Origin of the sequence: Burkholderia sp. Bp9004 (genome assembly GCF_003858025.1) — a bacterium.
In the GTDB taxonomy this organism is placed as follows: domain Bacteria; phylum Pseudomonadota; class Gammaproteobacteria; order Burkholderiales; family Burkholderiaceae; genus Burkholderia; species Burkholderia diffusa.
Window position 1 is genome coordinate 1 of the sequence record NZ_QTQD01000059.1, and the last position, 18,024, is coordinate 18,024.

The following is an 18,024-nucleotide window of genomic DNA, read 5'->3' on the forward strand; positions in this document are numbered from 1 at the left end:
GCGATCGGGCCGTCAAGTCCCGTCCTGCTCGTTATGCTGTCCGGTTCCTCAGAAAGAATCTTAACTGAACGGCATTACCGCCTAGGCGGGGCTTGTCGCATGCGGACGGCGCAACGCCGTCCGGCGCGGGGCTTACAGGCAGGCGCTGATGTCGCCGGCGGCAGCCGCGTCGCCGCGCACGCCGACCCACGTCTTCGCGTCCGGCTTCGACGACGGGCGAACCATCGCGGCCACGCCGTTCGGCGGTTGCTGGCCCGGTGCGTAGACATCGGTCGCGAGGCCGTTCGCGAGCACGTTCTGCGAGATCACCTGCTGTTGCGACTTGTCGGCCCAGGTCTTGGCGATGCACGCCGAGACGTCCGGGGCGGCCTTCTGGCTTTGTCCCACGTTCTGCACGGCCGGATCGGCCGCGTGAGCAGAAATTGCCACGGTCAATGCGATGAGCGGTAAGTATTTCACGTTCACGTTTTATCTCCCTCGAGTCGTGATTGATTGAGTGGGATGCGCAGCAGAACTGCGTGCCTGTGAGATTGCATCGGACAAATGCGGTTCCGGCGATTCCGAAACAAGTTGTTAACGCGCTTGCCAAACGGCACTCCGGATGCAATGCGTTCTGTCGCGCGGCGGCATGCGTCGTGCGCGGTCCGTGTGGAGACGCGACAACGACGTCATGCGTCGTGAGGTCGGCTCGCTGCCCTGAGGTGTGGCGGATTGACGGCCGCGGCGTGCTGCATGTGTCTGCATGTCGCGCCGCGACGCTTCTTTATTGGATGACGATGTGGAACGGCTGAATGATGGCCCCGTCGCATGAGTACCATGATGACAAACTTTCGTCCGATCGATTGTCAACGAAGTTTAAACGCCGGACGCGGCGGCGCGCGCGGTGCGTATCAGCCGGCCTTGCGCATACCTGCGTCGCGCAGGTTGACGGGTACGACCGGACGGAAGCGTTCGCGCTTCTGTTCGTCGTCGAAGTGCTGGAGCGCGGGCTTGATCAAGTCGCTGCGCGACACGATGCCGATGATCCGCAGCGATTGCGGATCGTCGACGACCGGCAGGCGTTCAAGGCCGAGCATCGCGAGCCGCGATGCGACCACGCGGCACGTTTCGTGCGCCTGCGCGACGGCCGGCACATGCTCGGCGAACGCGTTCGCGACCACGCCGCCGGGACCGGCCTGCGCGCGCTGCGCGTCGAGCGTCGCGCGATCGACGACGCCGAGCAGGCGCCCGTTCTGCACGACCGGGTATGCACGGTGCGTCTGCTTCACGCCGAAGTACTGCGACTCGACCGCGTCGAGCGTCATGGCCCCGTTGATCGCGACGAGCGCGTCGGCCGAGGTCATCACTTCGGCCACGTCATGGCGTTCGAGCGGATCGACGCCGTATTCGCGATAGATGTGATACCCGCGGCGCGCGATCTTTTCCGTCATGATCGAACGCTTCATCACGACGGTCGCGAAGCCGTGCGCGACGAGCGTCGCGGCGAGTAGCGGCAGCAGTGCGTTCGCGTCGTGCGTGAGGCCGAACGCGAACACGATCGCGGTCAGCGGCGCGCCGAGCGTCGCGCCGAGCGTCGCGGCCATGCAGACGAGCGGCCAGAGCGCCGGATCGCCGCCGGGCAGCACCGGCGACAGCACGGTGCCGAGGCCGGCGCCGAGCATCAGCAGCGGGGCCAGCACGCCTCCCGACGTGCCGGAGCCGAGCGCGATCACCCACATCACGGCCTTCACGATCAGCAGCGCGAGCGCGATTTTCAGCGCGATGTGCTGGTGCAGCAGGTCGCCGATCACGTCGTAGCCGACGCCGAGCGCGCGCGGCTCGAGCCAGCCGCCGACGCCGATCACGATCGCGCCGAGCGCCGGCCACCACATCCAGTGCACAGGCAGCTTCGCGAAGGCGTCCTCGACGCGGTACAGCGCGGCCGACAGGCCGCATGCGAGCATGCCCGACAGCAGGCCCGCGACGATGCACGACAGCAGCGCGACGGGCGTCGGCGATGCGGTGGCCAGCGGAAACAGCGGGCCGACACCGAAGAACACGGCGCGGGCGAAACCGGCCACCGCGCACGCGAGCGCGACCGGCAGGAAACTGCGCGGACGCCATTCGAACAGCAGCAGTTCGACCGCGAGCAGCACGGCGGCGACCGGCGTGCCGAACACGGCGGTCATGCCGGCGGCCGCGCCCGCGACGAGCAGCGTCTTGCGTTCGGCCGCGGTCACGTGCACGCATTGCGCGATCAGCGAGCCGAGCGCGCCGCCCGTCATGATGATCGGGCCCTCGGCACCGAACGGGCCGCCGCTTCCGATCACGACGCCGGACGACAGCGGCTTGAGGATCGCAACCTTCGGCGACATGCGGCTCTTGCCGAACAGGATCGCCTCGATCGCTTCGGGAATGCCGTGGCCGCGGATCTTCTCCGAACCGAAACGCGCCATCAACCCGACGATCAGCCCGCCGATCACCGGCACGACGATCACCCACGCGCCGAGCGTGTTGTGGGCGGGCGAGCGGTCGGCGAACGAGAACTGCTGGAAGAAGAACAGGTTCGTGAACAGGTGGATCAGGTTCAACAGCACGAACGCCGCCAGCGTGCTGAGCACGCCGATCCCGGCGGCCAGCAATGCTATTCTGGGCAGGCGTTCGTTGGTCGAGAAATCGCGTTTGTGTGGTGCGTTCATCGGAGCAGGGAAAGGTTGGTCAAGCCTGGGTCAATAATCGATCTGCGGAACCTGGAACGTGCCCTTGAGCGATTTCAGTTCCGTGCGGTGCATGGCCGCGAGGCGGGCGAGCAGCGTTTCGCCGGCTTCCTCGAGGTGGACCTCGACCTGCCGGCGGTCCGCTTCGCTCGTCTTGCGCTTCACGAGCCCGAGCGCCTCGCAGCGCGTCACTAGCGCGACGACGCCGTGATGCTGCGCCTGCAGGCGTTCGGCGAGTTCGCCGATGGTGGCCCATTCGCGATGCGGGTAGCCCTTGATGTGCAGCAGCAGCAGGTATTGCAGCGGCGTCACGCCTTCGCTTTGCGCGGCGCGTTCGGAGAAGCGCTCGAAGCGGCGCATCTGGTAGCGGAACTCGGACAGTTGCTGGAAATCGGCTTTGGTCAGCGAGCGTCGGGTATCGGTCATTGCGGTCGGTCGGGCAGGAGTTTCGGCAACGCGAAATATATCACAATATGATATAAATGGACGATTTTCAGCGGAATGGAGCACATTTCGTTGTTCGTCGGCGTTACGCGGCCTCGAGCATCCGCGTCTGCTGGTACAGGCCCGTGACGAGATCCGTCTGCGTAATGATGCCGACGAGCCGTCGCGATGCGTCGACGACCGGGATGTGGTGGTGGCCCGAATGTGTAAACAGCGGCACCAGCGCGGTGATCGGCATGGTCTGCGGCACGGACGCGACGTCGCGGGTCATCACTGTCGCGACGCTGGGCGGCTGGCCGCCGAACGACTGCGGCAGCCGCGCGGCCAGCTGCTGCCACAGCGGAGCGGGGCGGTGCAGCTGGCGCGTGAGGTCGGCGCGCGTGACGATGCCGATCAGGCGATCGTCGCCGTCCACGACGGGCAGTGCCTTCACGCGATGGCGGTCGAGCAGCGTCAGCGCCGCCGTCACCGACGTCGACGGGGCGACTTCGATCGCGTTCTTCGTCATCAGGTCGGCGCACGTGAGCTGGCTGAACGTGCGCGCATACGCTTGCATCTCGGTTTCGCGCAGCAGCATCTCGAGGTCGTCCGGATCGACGTCGAGCCATTCGCCGCGGCGCTTCAGCACGGCGTCGAGATCGGCGCGCGTGAAGCCGCCGCGTGCCGGCGCGGCGTTGGCGCCTTGCGGCTTCGCGTCGGGACGCACGCCGCCGTGCGGATAGCGGTGGCCTGTCAGCGCGTGGTACACGAGCGCGGCCGACAGCAGGATCGCCGATTGCAGCGCGATCGGCTCGACCACGAAGCCGAAGCCGAGCGAGTGGATCGCGGGGCCGCCGAGCACGGCCGTCAGCGCGACCGCGCCCGACGGCGGGTGCACGCAGCGCAGGACGAACATGCCGCCGATCGCGAGGGCGACCGCAACCGCGGCGGCCGTGATCGGATCGGCGATCGACTGCGCGCATGCGACGCCGACGGTCGCCGCCACCAGGTTGCCGCCGATGATCGACCACGGCTGCGCGAGCGGACTCGCGGGCACCGCGAACAGCAGCACCGCCGACGCGCCCATCGGCGCGACGAGCAGCGGCACGAGGCCCGGCACGCCGGGCAGCAGCCGCATCGTGACGCCGACCGTCGCGATGCCGACGAGCGCGCCCGTGCACGAGCGCATGCGCTCGCGCCAGCCGAGCGTCATCGGATGGGGAATGAAGCTGTGCAGCCATTGGCGGAACGTGCGGCGCGACGGGGAGGAGCCTGACGACATGGACGATAAGCGGTAAAAATGACGACGCGGATGACGCAGCGCAAGGAAGGCGCAGATTATATCGCGTTGTGATATAAATTGTCGCGCTGCATCAAGACGTTGCAGGCGCGCGACGCGTCCGTCTTGCAAAAACCTTTCATCAGATGAAAGCTTGGCGACGCTGCAACCGCGCAAATTTGTCTGCGGCGGCGTACAATTCGGGCCACCGAATCCCCCGATATGCCACAACCACGCACGCGATGCCCGCTCTCCCGCCCGTTCCCCGGCATGGCGATCGCTTGCGCATCGTTCGCGCGCACGCTCCGATTCCCGTCTGACGCGAGCGCCGCCGACGTTTTCCCACCGACACTCCCCAAGCCAATTCAATGGACATGCTCGAAAACATGCGCCTGTTCGTGCGCGTCGTCGAAGCCGGCAGTTTCACCGCGGTCGCCAAAGAAATCGATGCGACCACAGCGCAGGTGTCGCGCGCGGTGTCGAATCTCGAAGCTCACGTACAGACGCGGCTGCTGCATCGCACGACGCGCCATCTCGGCCTCACCGAAAGCGGCGAACGCTACTTCGAGCGTGCGAAATCGATCCTCGCCGAATTCGACTACGCGAACGCCGAGGCGCGCAACGCGCTGCTGCGGCCGAGCGGCAAGATGCGCATCCATGCGATGACGGGGCTCGGGCAGAGTCATGTCGTATCGTCGATCGTGCGCTACCAGGAAGACAACCCGGACGTTTCGATCGAGCTGACGCTCGCGCAGCGGATGCCGAACCTCGTCGAGGAAGGCTACGACGTGTCGATCGTGACCGCGTCGCAGCTGCCCGATTCCGGCTACGTCGCGCAGACTTGCGGAACGAGTTGCAGCGTGCTGGTCGCATCGCGCGAATACCTGGCGCGGCATGGCACGCCGACGACGCCCGATGATCTGCCGAACCACGTGTGCCTGCGCCTCGATACGCCCGCATCGCCGGCCAGCGAGTGGCGGCTCGAGCGCGGCGACGGCGAGGATACGGTGTACGAGCTGCAGCCAGCACCGTTCCAGGTCAACGTACCGGATGCGCTGTGCGTCGCGGTGCGGGCCGGGCGCGGCATCGCGTGCGTCGCGCTGTACACCGTGCTCGACGACATCCGCGAAGGGCGGCTGATTCGCGTGCTGCCCGATTACCGGCTGCAGACGGTCAGCGTGTATGCCGTCTATGCGACACGCCGCTATCTCGACGCGAAGATCCGCACCTTCCTCGACCATCTGCGTACGACGCTCACGCCGGCGCTGGAGAACGATCTGCGCGAACTCGACCGGCTCGCCGTCGAGCCGGCGCCGGGCAGCCGCCAGCGCGCGTGATGCTGCCGCCGTTCGCTCGCCCGGCGGCGCCGGGCGTCATGCGTGCGGCGTGACCCGAATCCGTTCGAAGCGGCCGGCGAGCCACGCGTAGGCGGCGATGCCGATCAGCCCGTGTGCTGCGACGAACCACAGCGCGCCCGCGAACGAGCCCGTGTGCGCGACGAAATAGCCGATCGCGAGCGGCGTGACGATCCCCGCGATGTTGCCGAGGCCGTTGAACACGCCACCGCTCAGGCCGACCATGCCTTCCGGCGCGGTATCGGCAAGCACGGCCCAGCCGACCGCCGCGAGGCCCTTGCCGAAGAACGCGATCGTCATCAGCGCGATCACGACGGTGTTCGACGACGCGCCGTTCGCAAGCACGAGCAGCGTCGCCATCGCCATCCCCACGACGAACGGCGTCTTGCGTGCGCGCGACGGATGCACGCCGCGCCGGATCAGCCAGTCCGACAGCACGCCGCCGAGCACACCGCCGGTGAAGCCGCAGAGCGCCGGCAGCGCGGCGACCCAGCCGGCCTCCATGATCGTCATTCCGCGGCCCTTGATCAGGTAGATCGGGAACCACGTGATGAAGAAATAGGTGAGCGCCGTGATGGCGTACTGGCCGACATAGATCGCCCACAGGTTCCGGTGGCGGAACAGCTGCGATGCGTCGCGCCACGATACGCGCTGCCGGTGCCGGACGCGGTTCGCCTCGAGATCGACGAGCGCGCCGCGTTGGCGCAGGTCGTCGCGCTCGGCGTCGCTCACGCGCGGATGGCTGTGCGGCTCGCGATACCACGCGAACCAGAGCGCCGACAGCGCGACGCCGAGCATCCCCATCCACAGGAACGCGTGTTCCCAGCCGAGCGCGTGCGTCAGCCACGCCATCGCGGGCGCGAACAGCACGACGGCCATGTACTGCGCGGAATTGAACAGTGCCGATGCGGTGCCGCGCTCGGCAGTCGGGAACCAGCACGCGACGATCCGCGAATTGGCCGGGAACGCCGGCGATTCGACCAGGCCGAGCATGAAGCGCATCGCGAACAGCGCGAACGTCGCGGCGGCCCCCTGCGCGGCAAACCAGCCGACCGTGCCCTGCAGCATCGTGAAGACCGACCACAGCAGCAGGCTCAGGCCGTACACGCGGCGCGCGCCGAAGCGGTCGAGCAGCCAGCCGCCCGGAATCTGGCCGATCGCATAGGCCCACGCGAACGCGGAAAAGACGATACCGAGCTGCACGGGCGTCAGCCCGAGGTCGTGCGCGACGCCGGTGCCGGCGATGGACATCGTCGCGCGATCCGCATAGTTGACGACGGTGACGGCGAAGATCAGCGCGAGGACCGTGTAACGGACGCGGCCGATCGTGCGCGACGCGGTGGATGAAGCGGGCGACGCGGCGACGGCGGCGCTGCCGCTGGATCGATTGGGCATGCGAGTCTCCTGGCCTTCGTCGTGCGAAGGTGATTGGTTTGGTGTCGTGGTCGGGGAAAGCAGGCGGCGCTCAGTTCGTGACGCTGGTCGGCGGGCGCTGGCCCGCGAAGCACGCGGCGAGGTTGGCGAGCACGATCCGGCCCATGGCGTCGCGTGTCTCGTGCGTGGCGCTCGCGCGGTGCGGCTGCACGACGACGCGTTCGAGTTCGAGCAGCGCGGCCGGCACGCGCGGTTCGTCCGCGAACACGTCGAGGCCCGCGCCGGCGATCGTGCCGTCCGCGAGCGCGCGCACGAGCTCGGCTTCGTCGACGAGCTTGCCGCGCGCGACATTGATCAGGAATCCTTGGTGGCCAAGCGCGGCGAGCACGTCGGCCGTCACGAGCACGTTGCCGTGATCGGCCGATGCCGCGAGCACGAGCACGTCGCTGTCGCGCGCGAGCGCGACCAGGTCGGGCACGTAGCGGTAGCCGCTGTCGCGATGTTCGCGCGGGCCGAAGTAGCTGACCGGCATCCGGAACGCCTGCGCGCGCTGCGCGATCGCGCGTCCGACGCGGCCGAGGCCGACGATGCCGAGCCGCTTGCCCGTCACCTGCGTCGCGAGCGGCTGCGCGGTCTTGCCCCAGCGGCCGGCGCGCACGATGCGCTCGCCGGCGCCGAGGTCGCGCAGCGTCATCAGGATCAGGCCCATCGCCATGTCGGCGACGTCGTCGGTCAGCACGTCGGGTGTCGTCGTCACGTGAATGCCGCGTGCGCGGGCGCGATCGAGATCGACGGCGTCGGTGCCGATGCCGTTGATCGCGACGATTTCGAGCGCGCTCAGCCGGTCCATCAACGCGGCGGACAACCCGTTCGCGCCTCCCGTGACAACGCCGCGGATGCGCGACGCGACGCGGTCGAGCAGCGCGTCCGGCTGGTCGGCAGCGTACAGGCGATGCACCGCGTAGCGGGCCGACAGTTCGGCGTCGATGGCGTCGGGAAGTGGCTGGGTGAGCAGGATGTCGATGGTCATGAAGGTCTCGGTCGTCGTACGCGGCGCGGGCCGCGCATCAGGTGCAACCGAGTATAGGAACCGTATCGATATCGGTCTAACATCAAGAGACTATTGATTGATTCACGATTTGAATGATTGAACTGAACCAGCTTCGTTGCTTCGTCGCCGTGGCCGAGGAACTCCATTTCGGCCGTGCGGCCAAGCGGCTCTTCATGACGCAGCCGCCGCTCAGCCGGCAGATCCAGTTGCTCGAACATGCGCTCGGCATCGCGCTGCTCGAACGCAGCAGCCGGCAGGTCAGGCTGACCGCGGCCGGCGAGCGCTTCCTGCGCGATGCGCGGCACATCCTCGAGTTTTCCGCGCGGGCCGAGCAGGCTGCGCAGCGCGTCGCGCACGGCGGGGCTGGCCGCATCACGCTCGGCTTCACGGCCGTCAGCGCGTACCGAATGATTCCGGCGCTGCTCGCGCATGCGGCGCACGCGCTGCCGGACGTCGACGTCGAACTGCGCGAAATGGTGTCGACCGTGCAGATCGACGCGCTCGCGTCGCGCATGCTCGATGCGGGCTTCGTGCGCCAGCGCGCGGCGCGCCATCCGCTCGAATACCGGCTCGTGCAGCGCGAGCCGATGCTCGTCGCGGTCGCGCAGGGCACGCCGCTGGCGGCGTACGAGCGGATCGGCCCGGACGAGCTGGACCGGCAGCCGTTCATCGCGTATTCGCCGAACGAGGGCAAGTACTTCCACGACATGATCTCGGGGATGTTCGCCAGCGCGGGGCGCTTGCCGAACTACCTGCATTACGTCGGGCAGACGCATACGATCCTCGGCCTGGTGCGTGCCGGGCTGGGTGCCGCGCTGGTGCCGGCTTCGGCGCGCGAGCTGCATGTCGACGGTGTGGTGTTCCGGCCGCTCGCGGGCGTCGACGTGGCGGCAGAGCTGTATCTCGCGTGGCGCGCGGACAACGACAATCCGGCGCTGCCGCTGTTCAACGCGATGGTCGGGCAGTTTCTGACGGAAGGGGCGGACGGCGTCGTCGTTTAGAAAAAGTCAGTTGTCTGACGATATCCGCCGGCACGCCTGACGCACGCCAGGAGTCCGAGAGACCGTAATGCGCCGGCTCCGCGTTGCGCTCCGGCCCGAAATTGCCACAGCAATTCCGTTTTTTCATGCCCGTCACGGGAAAACCCGCATTTCGCCCTCATCGGTCGTCGTATTACTGTATCGATACACTAAATCGATACAGTCGAGTCGGAAGACACGATTGGAAAGGAGACGGCCATGAATACCTTCACCCGGCGGCGCTTTCTGCAAACGGCGTCCGCCGCCACGCTCGCGGTCGCGGGCGGCTTGCCGGAAATCGGCCGCGCGGCGCAGACCGTGACGCTGCGCTGCTCGTCGTCGATGCCGGCCGACCAGAACGCCGCGCACTACGTGTGGTACGAGCGCCTCGCGGCGAACCTGAAGGCGAGCGTCGGCGACGCGATTCGGGTCGACTACTTTCCGAACAGCCAGCTCGGCAAGGAGAGCGACGTCGCGCAGCAGGTGAAGATCGGCGCGATCGACATGATGATCGCGGGCTCGTCGATCTGGGCCACGGTCGCGCCGGAGCTCGGCATGCTCGATCTCGGCTACCTGTTCGACAGTTATGCGCACGTCGCGAAGGTGCTCGACGGCCAGGTCGGCACCAGCCTGAACGCGCTGCTGCAAAAGCGCGCGGGCTGCTCCGTGCTGACCTGGGGCTCGCACTTCGGCGGACGCTGCGTGTTCACGAAGCAGCCGGTGACGGCGCTGCAGGGCGTGAAGGGCACGAAGCTGCGCGTGTTGCCGACGCCGGCATTCATGGACACCTTCAAGGTGATGGGCGCGGTGCCGACGCCGATTCCGTTCGGCGAGCTCTACATGGCCGTGCAGACGGGCGTCGTCGACGGGCTCGAGCACGATCCGGCCACGGTACTCGCGAGCCGCTTCGACGAGATCGTCAAGTCTTGCTGGCAATCGCACCACGTGTTCGCGGCGATGACCGTCGTGATGGGGCGGCGCGCGCTCGAGCGGATTCCGGCAAACCTGCGCCCGGCGTTCGACCGCGCGGTGGCCGACGCGACCGCGCAGCAGCGCGCGATCGCGACGCAGAAGGCCGTGCAGGCGGAGGCGGCGCTGAAGCAGCACGGGATGACGTTTCATCCGATGGCGGATGCCGAGCGCACGGCGTTGCGGCAGGCGATGCACGACCGCCTCTACATGGCATTCGCGAAGCAGTATCCGGCGACCGCGCCGCTGTTTCCGGCGATTGCCGCCGCGCGGGGTTGAGCGATGGATACCGGTTCCGTTTCGAGCGTCGCGCCGGCCGTCGACCCAGGGCGTCCCGTGCGCGCTGCCCGCGCGCTGGATGCGGCGATGCGCTGGATCGAATACGTGTCGGCCGCCGTGCTGGCCGTCGACGTGCTGGTCGTGTTCGTGTCGGTCGTCTTCCGCTATTTCCTGCACGATCCGGTCGACTGGGCCGAGGAGGTCGCGAGCGCGCTGATGATCGTGCTGGTGTTCTTCGGCGCGGCGACGGTGCTCGGCCGCAGTCAGCACGTCGGCATCGACCTGTTCCGCGGCTGGCTGCCGGCACGCTGGCAGGGCGCGCTCGTGCAGATCGGGCACTGGATCGTCGCGGCGGTGTCGCTGAACCTGCTGGCGTCGTCGTGGCAGTTGCTCGGCGACTCGTACGATCAGTTGACGACCGGCGGCCTGCCGGGATGGATCAACGTGTATCCGATGATGTTCGGCGCGCTGTTCATGAGCGTGTTCGCGCTCGCGAACGCACTGAACGCGCCGCGCCGCCGCGTGCTCGGCACGCTTGCGTGCTGCGCCGTGCTCGCAGGCGCCGTGTACGGCTGGAACGCGCTGCGGCCCGAGCACGCGATCGCGCCGGGGGCGCTGCTGATCGCCGGCTTCGTCGGCGGGCTCGTGCTGGGCGTGCCGATCGGCTTCGTGCTCGCGTTCTCGGCGCTGCTTTACTTCCTCGCCGATCCGACGCTGCCGTTGCTCGTCTACTCGCAGCAGGTGATGGCAGGTGCCGATCACTTCGTGCTGCTCGCCGTGCCGTTCTTCGTGCTGGCCGGCTTGCTGATGGAGTCGAACGGGATGTCCGCGCGGCTCGTCGAGTTGTTGCTGCGGATCTTCGGGCGCGTGCGCGGCGGGCTCGGGCTGATCGTGATCTTCGCGACGGCGTGCTTTTCCGGCGTGTCGGGTTCGAAGCTGGCCGATATCGCGGCGGTGGGCGGCGTCGTGATGCCGGCCGTGCGCCGCGCGCGGCAGGATCCCGACGAAACCGCGGCGCTGCTTGCGTGCAGCGCGGTGATGGCCGAGACGATCCCACCGTGCGTGAACATGATCATCATGGGCTTCGTCGCGAACATCTCGATCGCGGGGCTGTTCGTCGCGGGGATCGTGCCGGCGGCCGTGCTCGCCGCGTCGCTGGCGGTCGTGACCGTGATCTGCGGACGCCGGATCGACATCGACGCGGTGTTCGTCGAACGCCGCGCGTGGCTGCCGCTCGCGGGCGGCGCGCTCGTCGCGCTGATCATGGTCGCGATGATCGGCAAGGGCGTGACGTCGGGCATCGCGACGTCGACGGAAGTGTCGGCGTTCGCGGTGGTCTATGCGCTGGTGGTCGGCTGGGCGGCGTTCCGCGAACTGACCTGGCGCTCGGTCGGCCGCGTGTTCGTGCGTGCGGCGTCGATGGCGAGCGGTATCCTGTTCATCGTCGCGGCGGCGTCGAGCGTGTCGTTCGCGTTGTCGATCGAGCAGATTCCCGCGCTCGTCTCGGGCACAATGACAGCGTTTGCCCATCAGTACGGCTCGACGGCGTTCCTGTTGCTGGCGGCGCTGCTGATGATCGTGTTCGGCGCCGTGCTCGAAGGCGCGCCCGCGCTGATCATCTTCGGGCCGCTGCTCGCGCCGATCGCGCTGCAGCTCGGCATCAACCCGCTGCATTTCGGTACGGTCGTGGTGGTGGCGATGGGGCTCGGATTGTTCGCGCCGCCCGTCGGGCTCGGGCTGTTCACGACCTGCGCGATCACGGGGACCGAGGTCGCGCGCGTGGCGCGGCCGATGGTGAAATACCTGCTGGTGCTGTTGGTCGCCCTCGTGGCGCTGATCTTCGCACCGGCGTTTTCGTTGTGGCTGCCGGCCCGTTTCGGCCTGTAGCCCGTTCATTGCAAGACGACATGAGTACGATTCAGGACGTGGCCCGTCATGCGGCCGTTTCGGTCAGCACGGTTTCGAACGTGCTCAACGGCCGCACCGATCAGATGAAGCCGGAGACGCTCGAACGCGTGAAGGCGTCGATGGATGCGCTGCAGTACCGGCCGAGCACGCTGGCGCGCCAGCTCAAGACGGGACAGACGCCGCTCGTCGGGCTGCTGGTGCCGTCGATGGCGAATCCGATGTACGGCTACATTGCGCGCGAGATCGAGGCTTGCGCGCAGGAGCAGTATGGCCATCGCGTGCTGATCGGCAACACGTACCGCGACGCGGGCAAGGAGGCGTCGTTCTTCGACGACCTGTTCGCGCACGGCGTGCGGCGCGTGATCGTGATCTCGTCGCTTGCCGACGAAAGCCACCTCGAACGCGCGGCCGAACGCGGGATGACGGTCGTCAGCTACGACCGCCGCGCAACGCCCGGCGCACAATCGAAGGTCGATCACGTGACGGCCGACAACGAGGCGGCCGCGCGGCTCGCGACCGACTGCCTCGTCGCCGCGGGCCATACGCGGCTCGCATTCGCGACGGTGGCCGGCGTCACCGTGAGCCGCAGCGACAAGATTCGCGGCTTTCTCGCGGCAGCGCGCGACGCGGGCGCCGATGCGCAAGTGCTCGATGGCGGTCCGGCGAACGAATATGGCGACGCCGTGATCGTCGAAGTCGGACGTGCGCTCGGCGCCGCGCTCGCGGCCGATCCCGCGCGGCCGACCGGCATCGTCGCGGTCAACGACCTGTTCGCGCTGGGCCTGATGGCCGGGCTGCGCGACGGCGGATTGCGCGTGCCGGACGATGTGTCGGTCGTCGGGATGGATGGTCACTTCCTGTCGGCGATCTCGTGGCCGGCGCTGACCACGGTGCAGCTGCCCGTCACGGACATGGCCGCGGAGATGGTGCGGCGCGTGATGCGGCACGACGGCGACCTGTCGGAGCCCGGGCAGTGCGTGTTCCCGGACGTCACGCTCATCGAGCGCGCATCGGTCGCGCCGCCGCCGCCGCATGCGGTCGAATCGAACGGAGCCCCCGCATGACGCGCGTCTACGTGACCCATCCGTCCGGGATGCTCGATTACTACTTCGGTGCGAAGGCGCTGCGCGCGCTGCAGGCGATCGCGGACGTCACGTGCAATCCGCTCGACCGTGAGCTCGGCACGGACGAGCTGATCGCCGCCGCCCAAGGATGCGATGCGATGATCGCGTACCGGCAGACGCCGGCGCCGCGCGCGCTGTTCGCGGGGCTGCCCGCGCTTGCCGCGTTCCTGCGTTGCGCGGTCGACATTCGTACCGTCGACGTCGACGCGGCGAGCGAATTCGGCGTGCTGGTCACGCAGGCGAGCCCCGGTTTCGGGCCGGCCGTCGCGGAGTGGGTGATCGGCGCGATGATCGACCTCGCGCGCGGGATCGGCGCCTATGCCGCTACGTACCACCGCGGCACGCCGCCGCTGCCGCGGATGGGCCGCGAATTGCGCGGCAGCACGCTGGGCGTAGTCGGCTATGGACAGATCGCGCGCCATCTCGCGCCGATCGCGACGGCGTTCGGGATGCGCGTGCTCGTGTGCGATCCGTACGTGCGGGTCGACACGCCGTCGATCGAACAGGTCGATCGCGCGACCCTGCTGCGCGATGCGGACTACGTCGTGTGCCTCGCGCCGGCGACGCCCGCCACCGCGAACCTGTTCGACGCGGGCGCGTTCGCCGCGATGAAGCCGGGCGCGTGCTTCATCAATGCGTCGCGCGGCGAGCTCGTCGACGAGCAGGCGCTGGCCGACGCGCTCGACGGCGGCAGGCTGGCCGGTTGCGCGCTCGATGTCGGCCGCGCGACGGACCAGATGCCCACGCCCGAGCTCGCCGCGCATCCGCGCGTGATCGCCACGCCGCATATCGGCGGGCTGACGCGGCCGGCGGTCGAGCACCAGGCACTCGAGACGGTCGAACAACTCGCCGCGCTGCTTGACGCACGCGTGCCGAACGGCGCGGTCAACGCCGCGCACGCGACGCGGCTCGCACGCTGGCGCTCGGTCGACGCATCCGCCGCGCCAGGCGCGCGATGACGCACGACCTGGCCGGTATGCGGCCGTCGCCCGCATGCGATTGCCATATTCACATTTACGACGATGCGTATCCGCTCGCGCCGACGGCGACGTTCCGCCCGCCGCATGCGCCGGTGGACGCGTATCGCCGCGTGCAACGCGCGCTTGGCCTCGCGCGCGTGGTCGTCGTGCAACCGACCGGTTATGGGTTCGACAACCGCTGCACGCTTGATGCGCTGGCCGCGCTCGGCCCGCAGGCGCGTGGCGTCGCGACGTTGCCGGTCGACGTGCCGGACGCCGAGCTCGAGCGGCTGCACGCGCGAGGCATCCGCGGTGTGCGGTTCATGACGCTGTCGGGCGGCGTCGCGCGATGGGACGAGCTCGAGCGGATGGCCACGCGAATCGCGCCGCTCGGCTGGCACATCGACCTGCAGCTCGATGGCCGGACGCTGCCCGACGTCGAGGCGATGCTGACGTCCTTGCCGGCGCGTGTCGTCATCGATCACACGGGCAAGTTCCTGACGCCGGTGGCTCCGGGTGCGCCGGCGTTCGTCGCATTGCGGCGCCTGCTGGATCGCGGCCACGTTTGGGTGAAGCTGTCCGCGCCTTACGAAACGTCGCGATCCGGTGCGCCGGAATACGACGACATCGCACGCCTTGCCACCGTGCTCGCACGCGAACATTCGGCACGCTGCGTGTGGGGCAGCAACTGGCCGCATCCGAATGCGTCGCCGGTCCCCGACGATGCGCACCTGCTCGGCTGGTTGCACGCCTGCGCGGCGGACGAGGCGGTCGGCCGCGCGATACTCGTCGACAATCCCGCCGTGCTATACGGGTTCGATGCGGACACCTCGATCGGCGCCGCGACATAAGACCCTGTCGGCCGGCCGCGGGCCGTGCTTCGATGGAAATCAATCCCGACCGGGCGCGATGCGTCGCGGCGTCGGCAACATCCTTACTGTTCGGAAAGCTGACGCGCCGCGCACGCTTTCGATCGCGAAAAGGCAACGCGCCGCCGTGCCGACCGCTTGACGCTGCATGCCGGTCGGCGCAGGATACGTGCGTGCATTTGGAGCGGGGCGCGCTGGCCGCGCGTTCCCGCATCAGCGACGCGCACAAGAACAACGATGAGCCTTCACGCACTCGTACCGGAATCCCGGCGCCGCAGCCGCCGGCCCGCCACGATTTTCCCGACGCCCGTCGCGTCACGTATCCGTCATCCCGTTTCGTACCGTGCATCGGTACACTTTCCCGTCCGCGCGCCAGCCCGTCGCGCCCGAATACCGTATCGCGCATGACGCTTACACCGGCGTGTCGTGACGCCGCCGCCACGCGTCCACGCATCGTGCCGTCAACCCTCCCGCGCGCGCGGCGGCACCGGAGTCCGAAGCATTTCGATTGAGCATGACGCAGCTTACGCACGCAGTTCAGTTCGAGGTTCAAGGAGAAAAACTCATGTCGCAGCTTTCGAATGAAGCAAACGGCAGTTCGGGGAGTGGCAAGGCAAAGCTGATCAAATGGGCGATCATCATTGCCGGCGTCGCGATCGCGGCACCGGCCGCGCTGTTCGTCCTGAAGGGGATGATCGCGCTGATCACGGCGGCCGTGATCGGCCTCGGGGCGATCTATCTCGCGCCGGTCGTCGCGATGAAGTTCGCGAACCAGAAGGTGAAGATGATCGTCGAGGAAGCGCAGTCGAATCCGATCGAGACGCTCATCAACCAGCTCGCGGAAAAGCGCCAGGCGGCGCAGAAATTCGCGGACAGCATCACCGCTTTTCGCACCGAAGTGAAGAACTTCGAAAACAAGACCGAGCTGTTCGAGAAGCAGTATCCGGAAGACGCACCACGCTTTCGCGCGCAGCTCGACACGATGAAGCAACTGCTTGCGTTTCGCGAAAGCCGCTACAAGCAGGTGCAGGCGGAACTGAAGAATTTCGCCTCCGCGATCGACCGCGCGAAGGCGATGTGGGACATGTCGCAGGCGGCCCAGCACATGAACAAGCTCGCGGGCCGGCAGACGGCCGATACGTTCGAGCAGATCAAGACCGACGTGGCCGTTGATTCGGTGATGCGCTCGGTGAACAAGGCATTTTCCGAAATGGAGACGTCGCTGCTGGACAATCCCGAGGTCAAGCAGGCGCAACAGCAGGCGGTGATGAACGGCACGCCCGTGCCCGGCCCCGATGCGGCACAGGCCGCTGCATTGCCGTCGAAACAACAATAACTTCCCGCAGGCACGCAACCATGAAAAAACTTCTCGGTGCAGTCGTGTTTCTGGTGGTGCTCGTCGGCGTTTGGATCGTCCACCAGGGCGGCCTGTCGACACTGATTCCCGCGCACGATGCGGCGCCGGGCGCGACGTCCGCGCAGGCAGGCGACGTGGGCCAGCCCGCGCAGACGTCGACGTCCACCAACGTGCTGCCGGCCGGCTTCACGCCGCAGACGAGCACGCTGAAATCGATCGCCGAAAACGGCGTCGTGCGCGTCTCGGTGCAGAACCCGAGCGAGCCGTTCTTCGGCGAGGACAAGGGCGCGCCGCACGGCTTCAACGTCGAATTCGCGCGGCTGCTGTTCTCGGATCCGTCGTTCTCGCACGGCGGCAAGCCGGTCGTCGTCGATACGCGTCACGAAGTCGACACGTATCCGGGCGTGCCGAAGCAGCTGCTCGACACCGATGCGAAGGGCAACCATGTCGTCGACGTCGCGATGGACGGGCTGACGTTCCCGGACAACACGCCGGCGGGCGTCGTCTACTCGGTGCCGTACGTCGATGATTTCGGCTATTCGCTGATCGTGCGGCAAGGCTCCGCGATCCGCTCGGCCGACGATCTGGCCGGCAAGACGGTCGGCATCCTGAAGGGCGACCCGGACGTGCGTGCATTCGTCACGCGCCAGTATCCGAACGTCCGGTTCGTCGAGGTCGACGATTCCGACCCGGCGTTCATCGCGAAGAGCCTCGACGGCCATGCGGTCGACGCGTTCATCTACGACTATCCGTTCGCGGTCAGCTCGATCAAGGGCACCGACCTGAAGTTCGCGGTGACCAAGCTCGACGGCTCGAACATCGCGTACAAGATCGGCGTGCGTGCCGACGACCAGGACCTGCTCATCTACCTGAACGCCGCGATCGCGAAGCTCAAGCAGTCGCCGCAGTATCTGGACCTGCTGCGCAAGTACTTCGTCAGCGACCAGACGATGACGACCGCGGCCGCGTCGGGCGAAAAGACGTACGTGGTGAAGGCGGGCGACACGCTGAACATGATCGCGGCGAGCAAGCTCGGCAGCGGCCAGCGCTATCGCGAGATCCAGCGCCGCAACAACCTCGCGAACCCGAACCTGATCCTGGCTGGCCAGCATCTCGTGATTCCGGTCCGGTAGGCGCGGCGTGGAGCGAAGAAGGTGAGGCGGGGAAAGTGAAGCACGGCGCGGGGGGGGGGGGGGGGGGGGGGGGGGGGGGGGGGGGGGGGGGGGGGGGGGGGGGGGGGGGGGGGGGGTGCGGGGGCCCGGGGGGGGGGGGGGGGGCGCGCCCCCCCCCCCCCCCCCCCGCCCCCCCGGCGGCGCCGCCCCCCCCCCCCTCCGCGCCCCCCCCCGGGCGCCCCCCCCCCCC

At 68.1% G+C, this 18,024-nt stretch carries 15 protein-coding genes; 9 read left to right on the top strand and 6 right to left on the bottom strand.

Annotation, left to right across the window (positions count from 1 at the left end; all coding sequences use genetic code 11):
• Positions 1 to 132 precede the first annotated feature (132 nt).
• From DIE08_RS34660 to DIE08_RS34675, 4 genes are all read right to left on the bottom strand, one after another.
• A complete protein-coding gene (locus DIE08_RS34660; RefSeq protein ID WP_174919636.1) occupies positions 133 to 465 on the bottom strand; it encodes a hypothetical protein in 333 nt (110 codons plus the stop codon).
• 425 nt (positions 466 to 890) lie between these two features.
• Entirely contained in the window at positions 891 to 2,678 is a 1,788-nt protein-coding gene (locus tag DIE08_RS34665; protein ID WP_124906346.1) for a chloride channel protein, read from the bottom strand.
• 30 nt (positions 2,679 to 2,708) lie between these two features.
• On the bottom strand, positions 2,709 to 3,122 hold the full coding sequence (locus DIE08_RS34670; RefSeq protein ID WP_059607248.1) for a MarR family winged helix-turn-helix transcriptional regulator: 414 nt from the start codon (positions 3,120 to 3,122) through the stop codon (positions 2,709 to 2,711).
• Between the two features lie 103 nt (positions 3,123 to 3,225).
• Positions 3,226 to 4,401: an HPP family protein gene (locus tag DIE08_RS34675; RefSeq protein ID WP_124906348.1), complete on the bottom strand. Its 1,176-nt coding sequence runs from the start codon at positions 4,399 to 4,401 to the stop codon at positions 3,226 to 3,228.
• 365 nt (positions 4,402 to 4,766) lie between these two features.
• On the opposite strand from DIE08_RS34675, the gene DIE08_RS34685 reads away from it, so the two are divergent.
• A complete protein-coding gene (locus tag DIE08_RS34685) occupies positions 4,767 to 5,735 on the top strand; it encodes a LysR family transcriptional regulator (protein WP_124623008.1) in 969 nt (322 codons plus the stop codon).
• Positions 5,736 to 5,771: 36 nt separating this feature from the next.
• Here the strand turns inward: DIE08_RS34685 and DIE08_RS34690 are convergent, their stop codons facing one another.
• Together DIE08_RS34690 and DIE08_RS34695 are read right to left on the bottom strand one after the other, a co-directional pair.
• Positions 5,772 to 7,148 (bottom strand): MFS transporter, encoded by a 1,377-nt coding sequence (locus DIE08_RS34690; protein WP_124623006.1) that lies wholly within the window; start codon positions 7,146 to 7,148, stop codon positions 5,772 to 5,774.
• 70 nt (positions 7,149 to 7,218) lie between these two features.
• Entirely contained in the window at positions 7,219 to 8,157 is a 939-nt protein-coding gene (locus DIE08_RS34695; protein WP_124623004.1) for a 2-hydroxyacid dehydrogenase, read from the bottom strand.
• A 113-nt stretch (positions 8,158 to 8,270) separates the two neighbouring features.
• Between DIE08_RS34695 and DIE08_RS34700 the strand changes: the two genes are divergently transcribed.
• The 8 genes from DIE08_RS34700 to DIE08_RS34735 all read left to right on the top strand — a co-directional run bounded on the left by DIE08_RS34700 (position 8,271) and on the right by DIE08_RS34735 (position 17,795).
• Entirely contained in the window at positions 8,271 to 9,179 is a 909-nt protein-coding gene (locus tag DIE08_RS34700; protein WP_059607255.1) for a LysR substrate-binding domain-containing protein, read from the top strand.
• Positions 9,180 to 9,416: 237 nt separating this feature from the next.
• Positions 9,417 to 10,445: a TRAP transporter substrate-binding protein gene (locus DIE08_RS34705; RefSeq protein WP_124623002.1), complete on the top strand. Its 1,029-nt coding sequence runs from the start codon at positions 9,417 to 9,419 to the stop codon at positions 10,443 to 10,445.
• Positions 10,446 to 10,448: 3 nt separating this feature from the next.
• Entirely contained in the window at positions 10,449 to 12,332 is a 1,884-nt protein-coding gene (locus DIE08_RS34710) for a TRAP transporter large permease subunit (RefSeq protein WP_124623000.1), read from the top strand.
• Between the two features lie 8 nt (positions 12,333 to 12,340).
• Positions 12,341 to 13,417 (top strand): LacI family DNA-binding transcriptional regulator, encoded by a 1,077-nt coding sequence (locus DIE08_RS34715; protein WP_124906352.1) that lies wholly within the window; start codon positions 12,341 to 12,343, stop codon positions 13,415 to 13,417.
• A complete protein-coding gene (locus DIE08_RS34720; RefSeq protein WP_124906354.1) occupies positions 13,414 to 14,436 on the top strand; it encodes a D-isomer specific 2-hydroxyacid dehydrogenase family protein in 1,023 nt (340 codons plus the stop codon). Before DIE08_RS34715 ends, DIE08_RS34720 begins: the two co-directional genes overlap by 4 nt.
• On the top strand, positions 14,433 to 15,287 hold the full coding sequence (locus tag DIE08_RS34725) for an amidohydrolase (protein ID WP_124906356.1): 855 nt from the start codon (positions 14,433 to 14,435) through the stop codon (positions 15,285 to 15,287). Before DIE08_RS34720 ends, DIE08_RS34725 begins: the two co-directional genes overlap by 4 nt.
• A gap of 583 nt (positions 15,288 to 15,870) precedes the next feature.
• The gene (locus DIE08_RS34730) at positions 15,871 to 16,641 is read left to right on the top strand and encodes a hypothetical protein (RefSeq protein ID WP_124622991.1); all 771 of its coding nucleotides are present in this window, start codon (positions 15,871 to 15,873) and stop codon (positions 16,639 to 16,641) included.
• A 20-nt stretch (positions 16,642 to 16,661) separates the two neighbouring features.
• Positions 16,662 to 17,795, top strand: coding sequence for a LysM peptidoglycan-binding domain-containing protein (locus DIE08_RS34735; protein WP_124906358.1), 1,134 nt, complete (start codon positions 16,662 to 16,664; stop codon positions 17,793 to 17,795).
• Positions 17,796 to 18,024: the final 229 nt, after the last annotated feature.

Coding starts and splice junctions, on each gene's coding strand:
- DIE08_RS34670 (WP_059607248.1), bottom strand. CDS start 3,122: ATGACCGATACCCGACGCTCGCTGACCAAAGCCGATTTCCAGCAACTG.
- DIE08_RS34735 (WP_124906358.1), top strand. CDS start 16,662: ATGAAAAAACTTCTCGGTGCAGTCGTGTTTCTGGTGGTGCTCGTCGGC.
- DIE08_RS34725 (WP_124906356.1), top strand. CDS start 14,433: ATGACGCACGACCTGGCCGGTATGCGGCCGTCGCCCGCATGCGATTGC.
- DIE08_RS34685 (WP_124623008.1), top strand. CDS start 4,767: ATGGACATGCTCGAAAACATGCGCCTGTTCGTGCGCGTCGTCGAAGCC.
- DIE08_RS34665 (WP_124906346.1), bottom strand. CDS start 2,678: ATGAACGCACCACACAAACGCGATTTCTCGACCAACGAACGCCTGCCC.
- DIE08_RS34675 (WP_124906348.1), bottom strand. CDS start 4,401: ATGTCGTCAGGCTCCTCCCCGTCGCGCCGCACGTTCCGCCAATGGCTG.
- DIE08_RS34710 (WP_124623000.1), top strand. CDS start 10,449: ATGGATACCGGTTCCGTTTCGAGCGTCGCGCCGGCCGTCGACCCAGGG.
- DIE08_RS34730 (WP_124622991.1), top strand. CDS start 15,871: ATGTCGCAGCTTTCGAATGAAGCAAACGGCAGTTCGGGGAGTGGCAAG.
- DIE08_RS34720 (WP_124906354.1), top strand. CDS start 13,414: ATGACGCGCGTCTACGTGACCCATCCGTCCGGGATGCTCGATTACTAC.
- DIE08_RS34690 (WP_124623006.1), bottom strand. CDS start 7,148: ATGCCCAATCGATCCAGCGGCAGCGCCGCCGTCGCCGCGTCGCCCGCT.
- DIE08_RS34695 (WP_124623004.1), bottom strand. CDS start 8,157: ATGACCATCGACATCCTGCTCACCCAGCCACTTCCCGACGCCATCGAC.
- DIE08_RS34705 (WP_124623002.1), top strand. CDS start 9,417: ATGAATACCTTCACCCGGCGGCGCTTTCTGCAAACGGCGTCCGCCGCC.
- DIE08_RS34700 (WP_059607255.1), top strand. CDS start 8,271: ATGATTGAACTGAACCAGCTTCGTTGCTTCGTCGCCGTGGCCGAGGAA.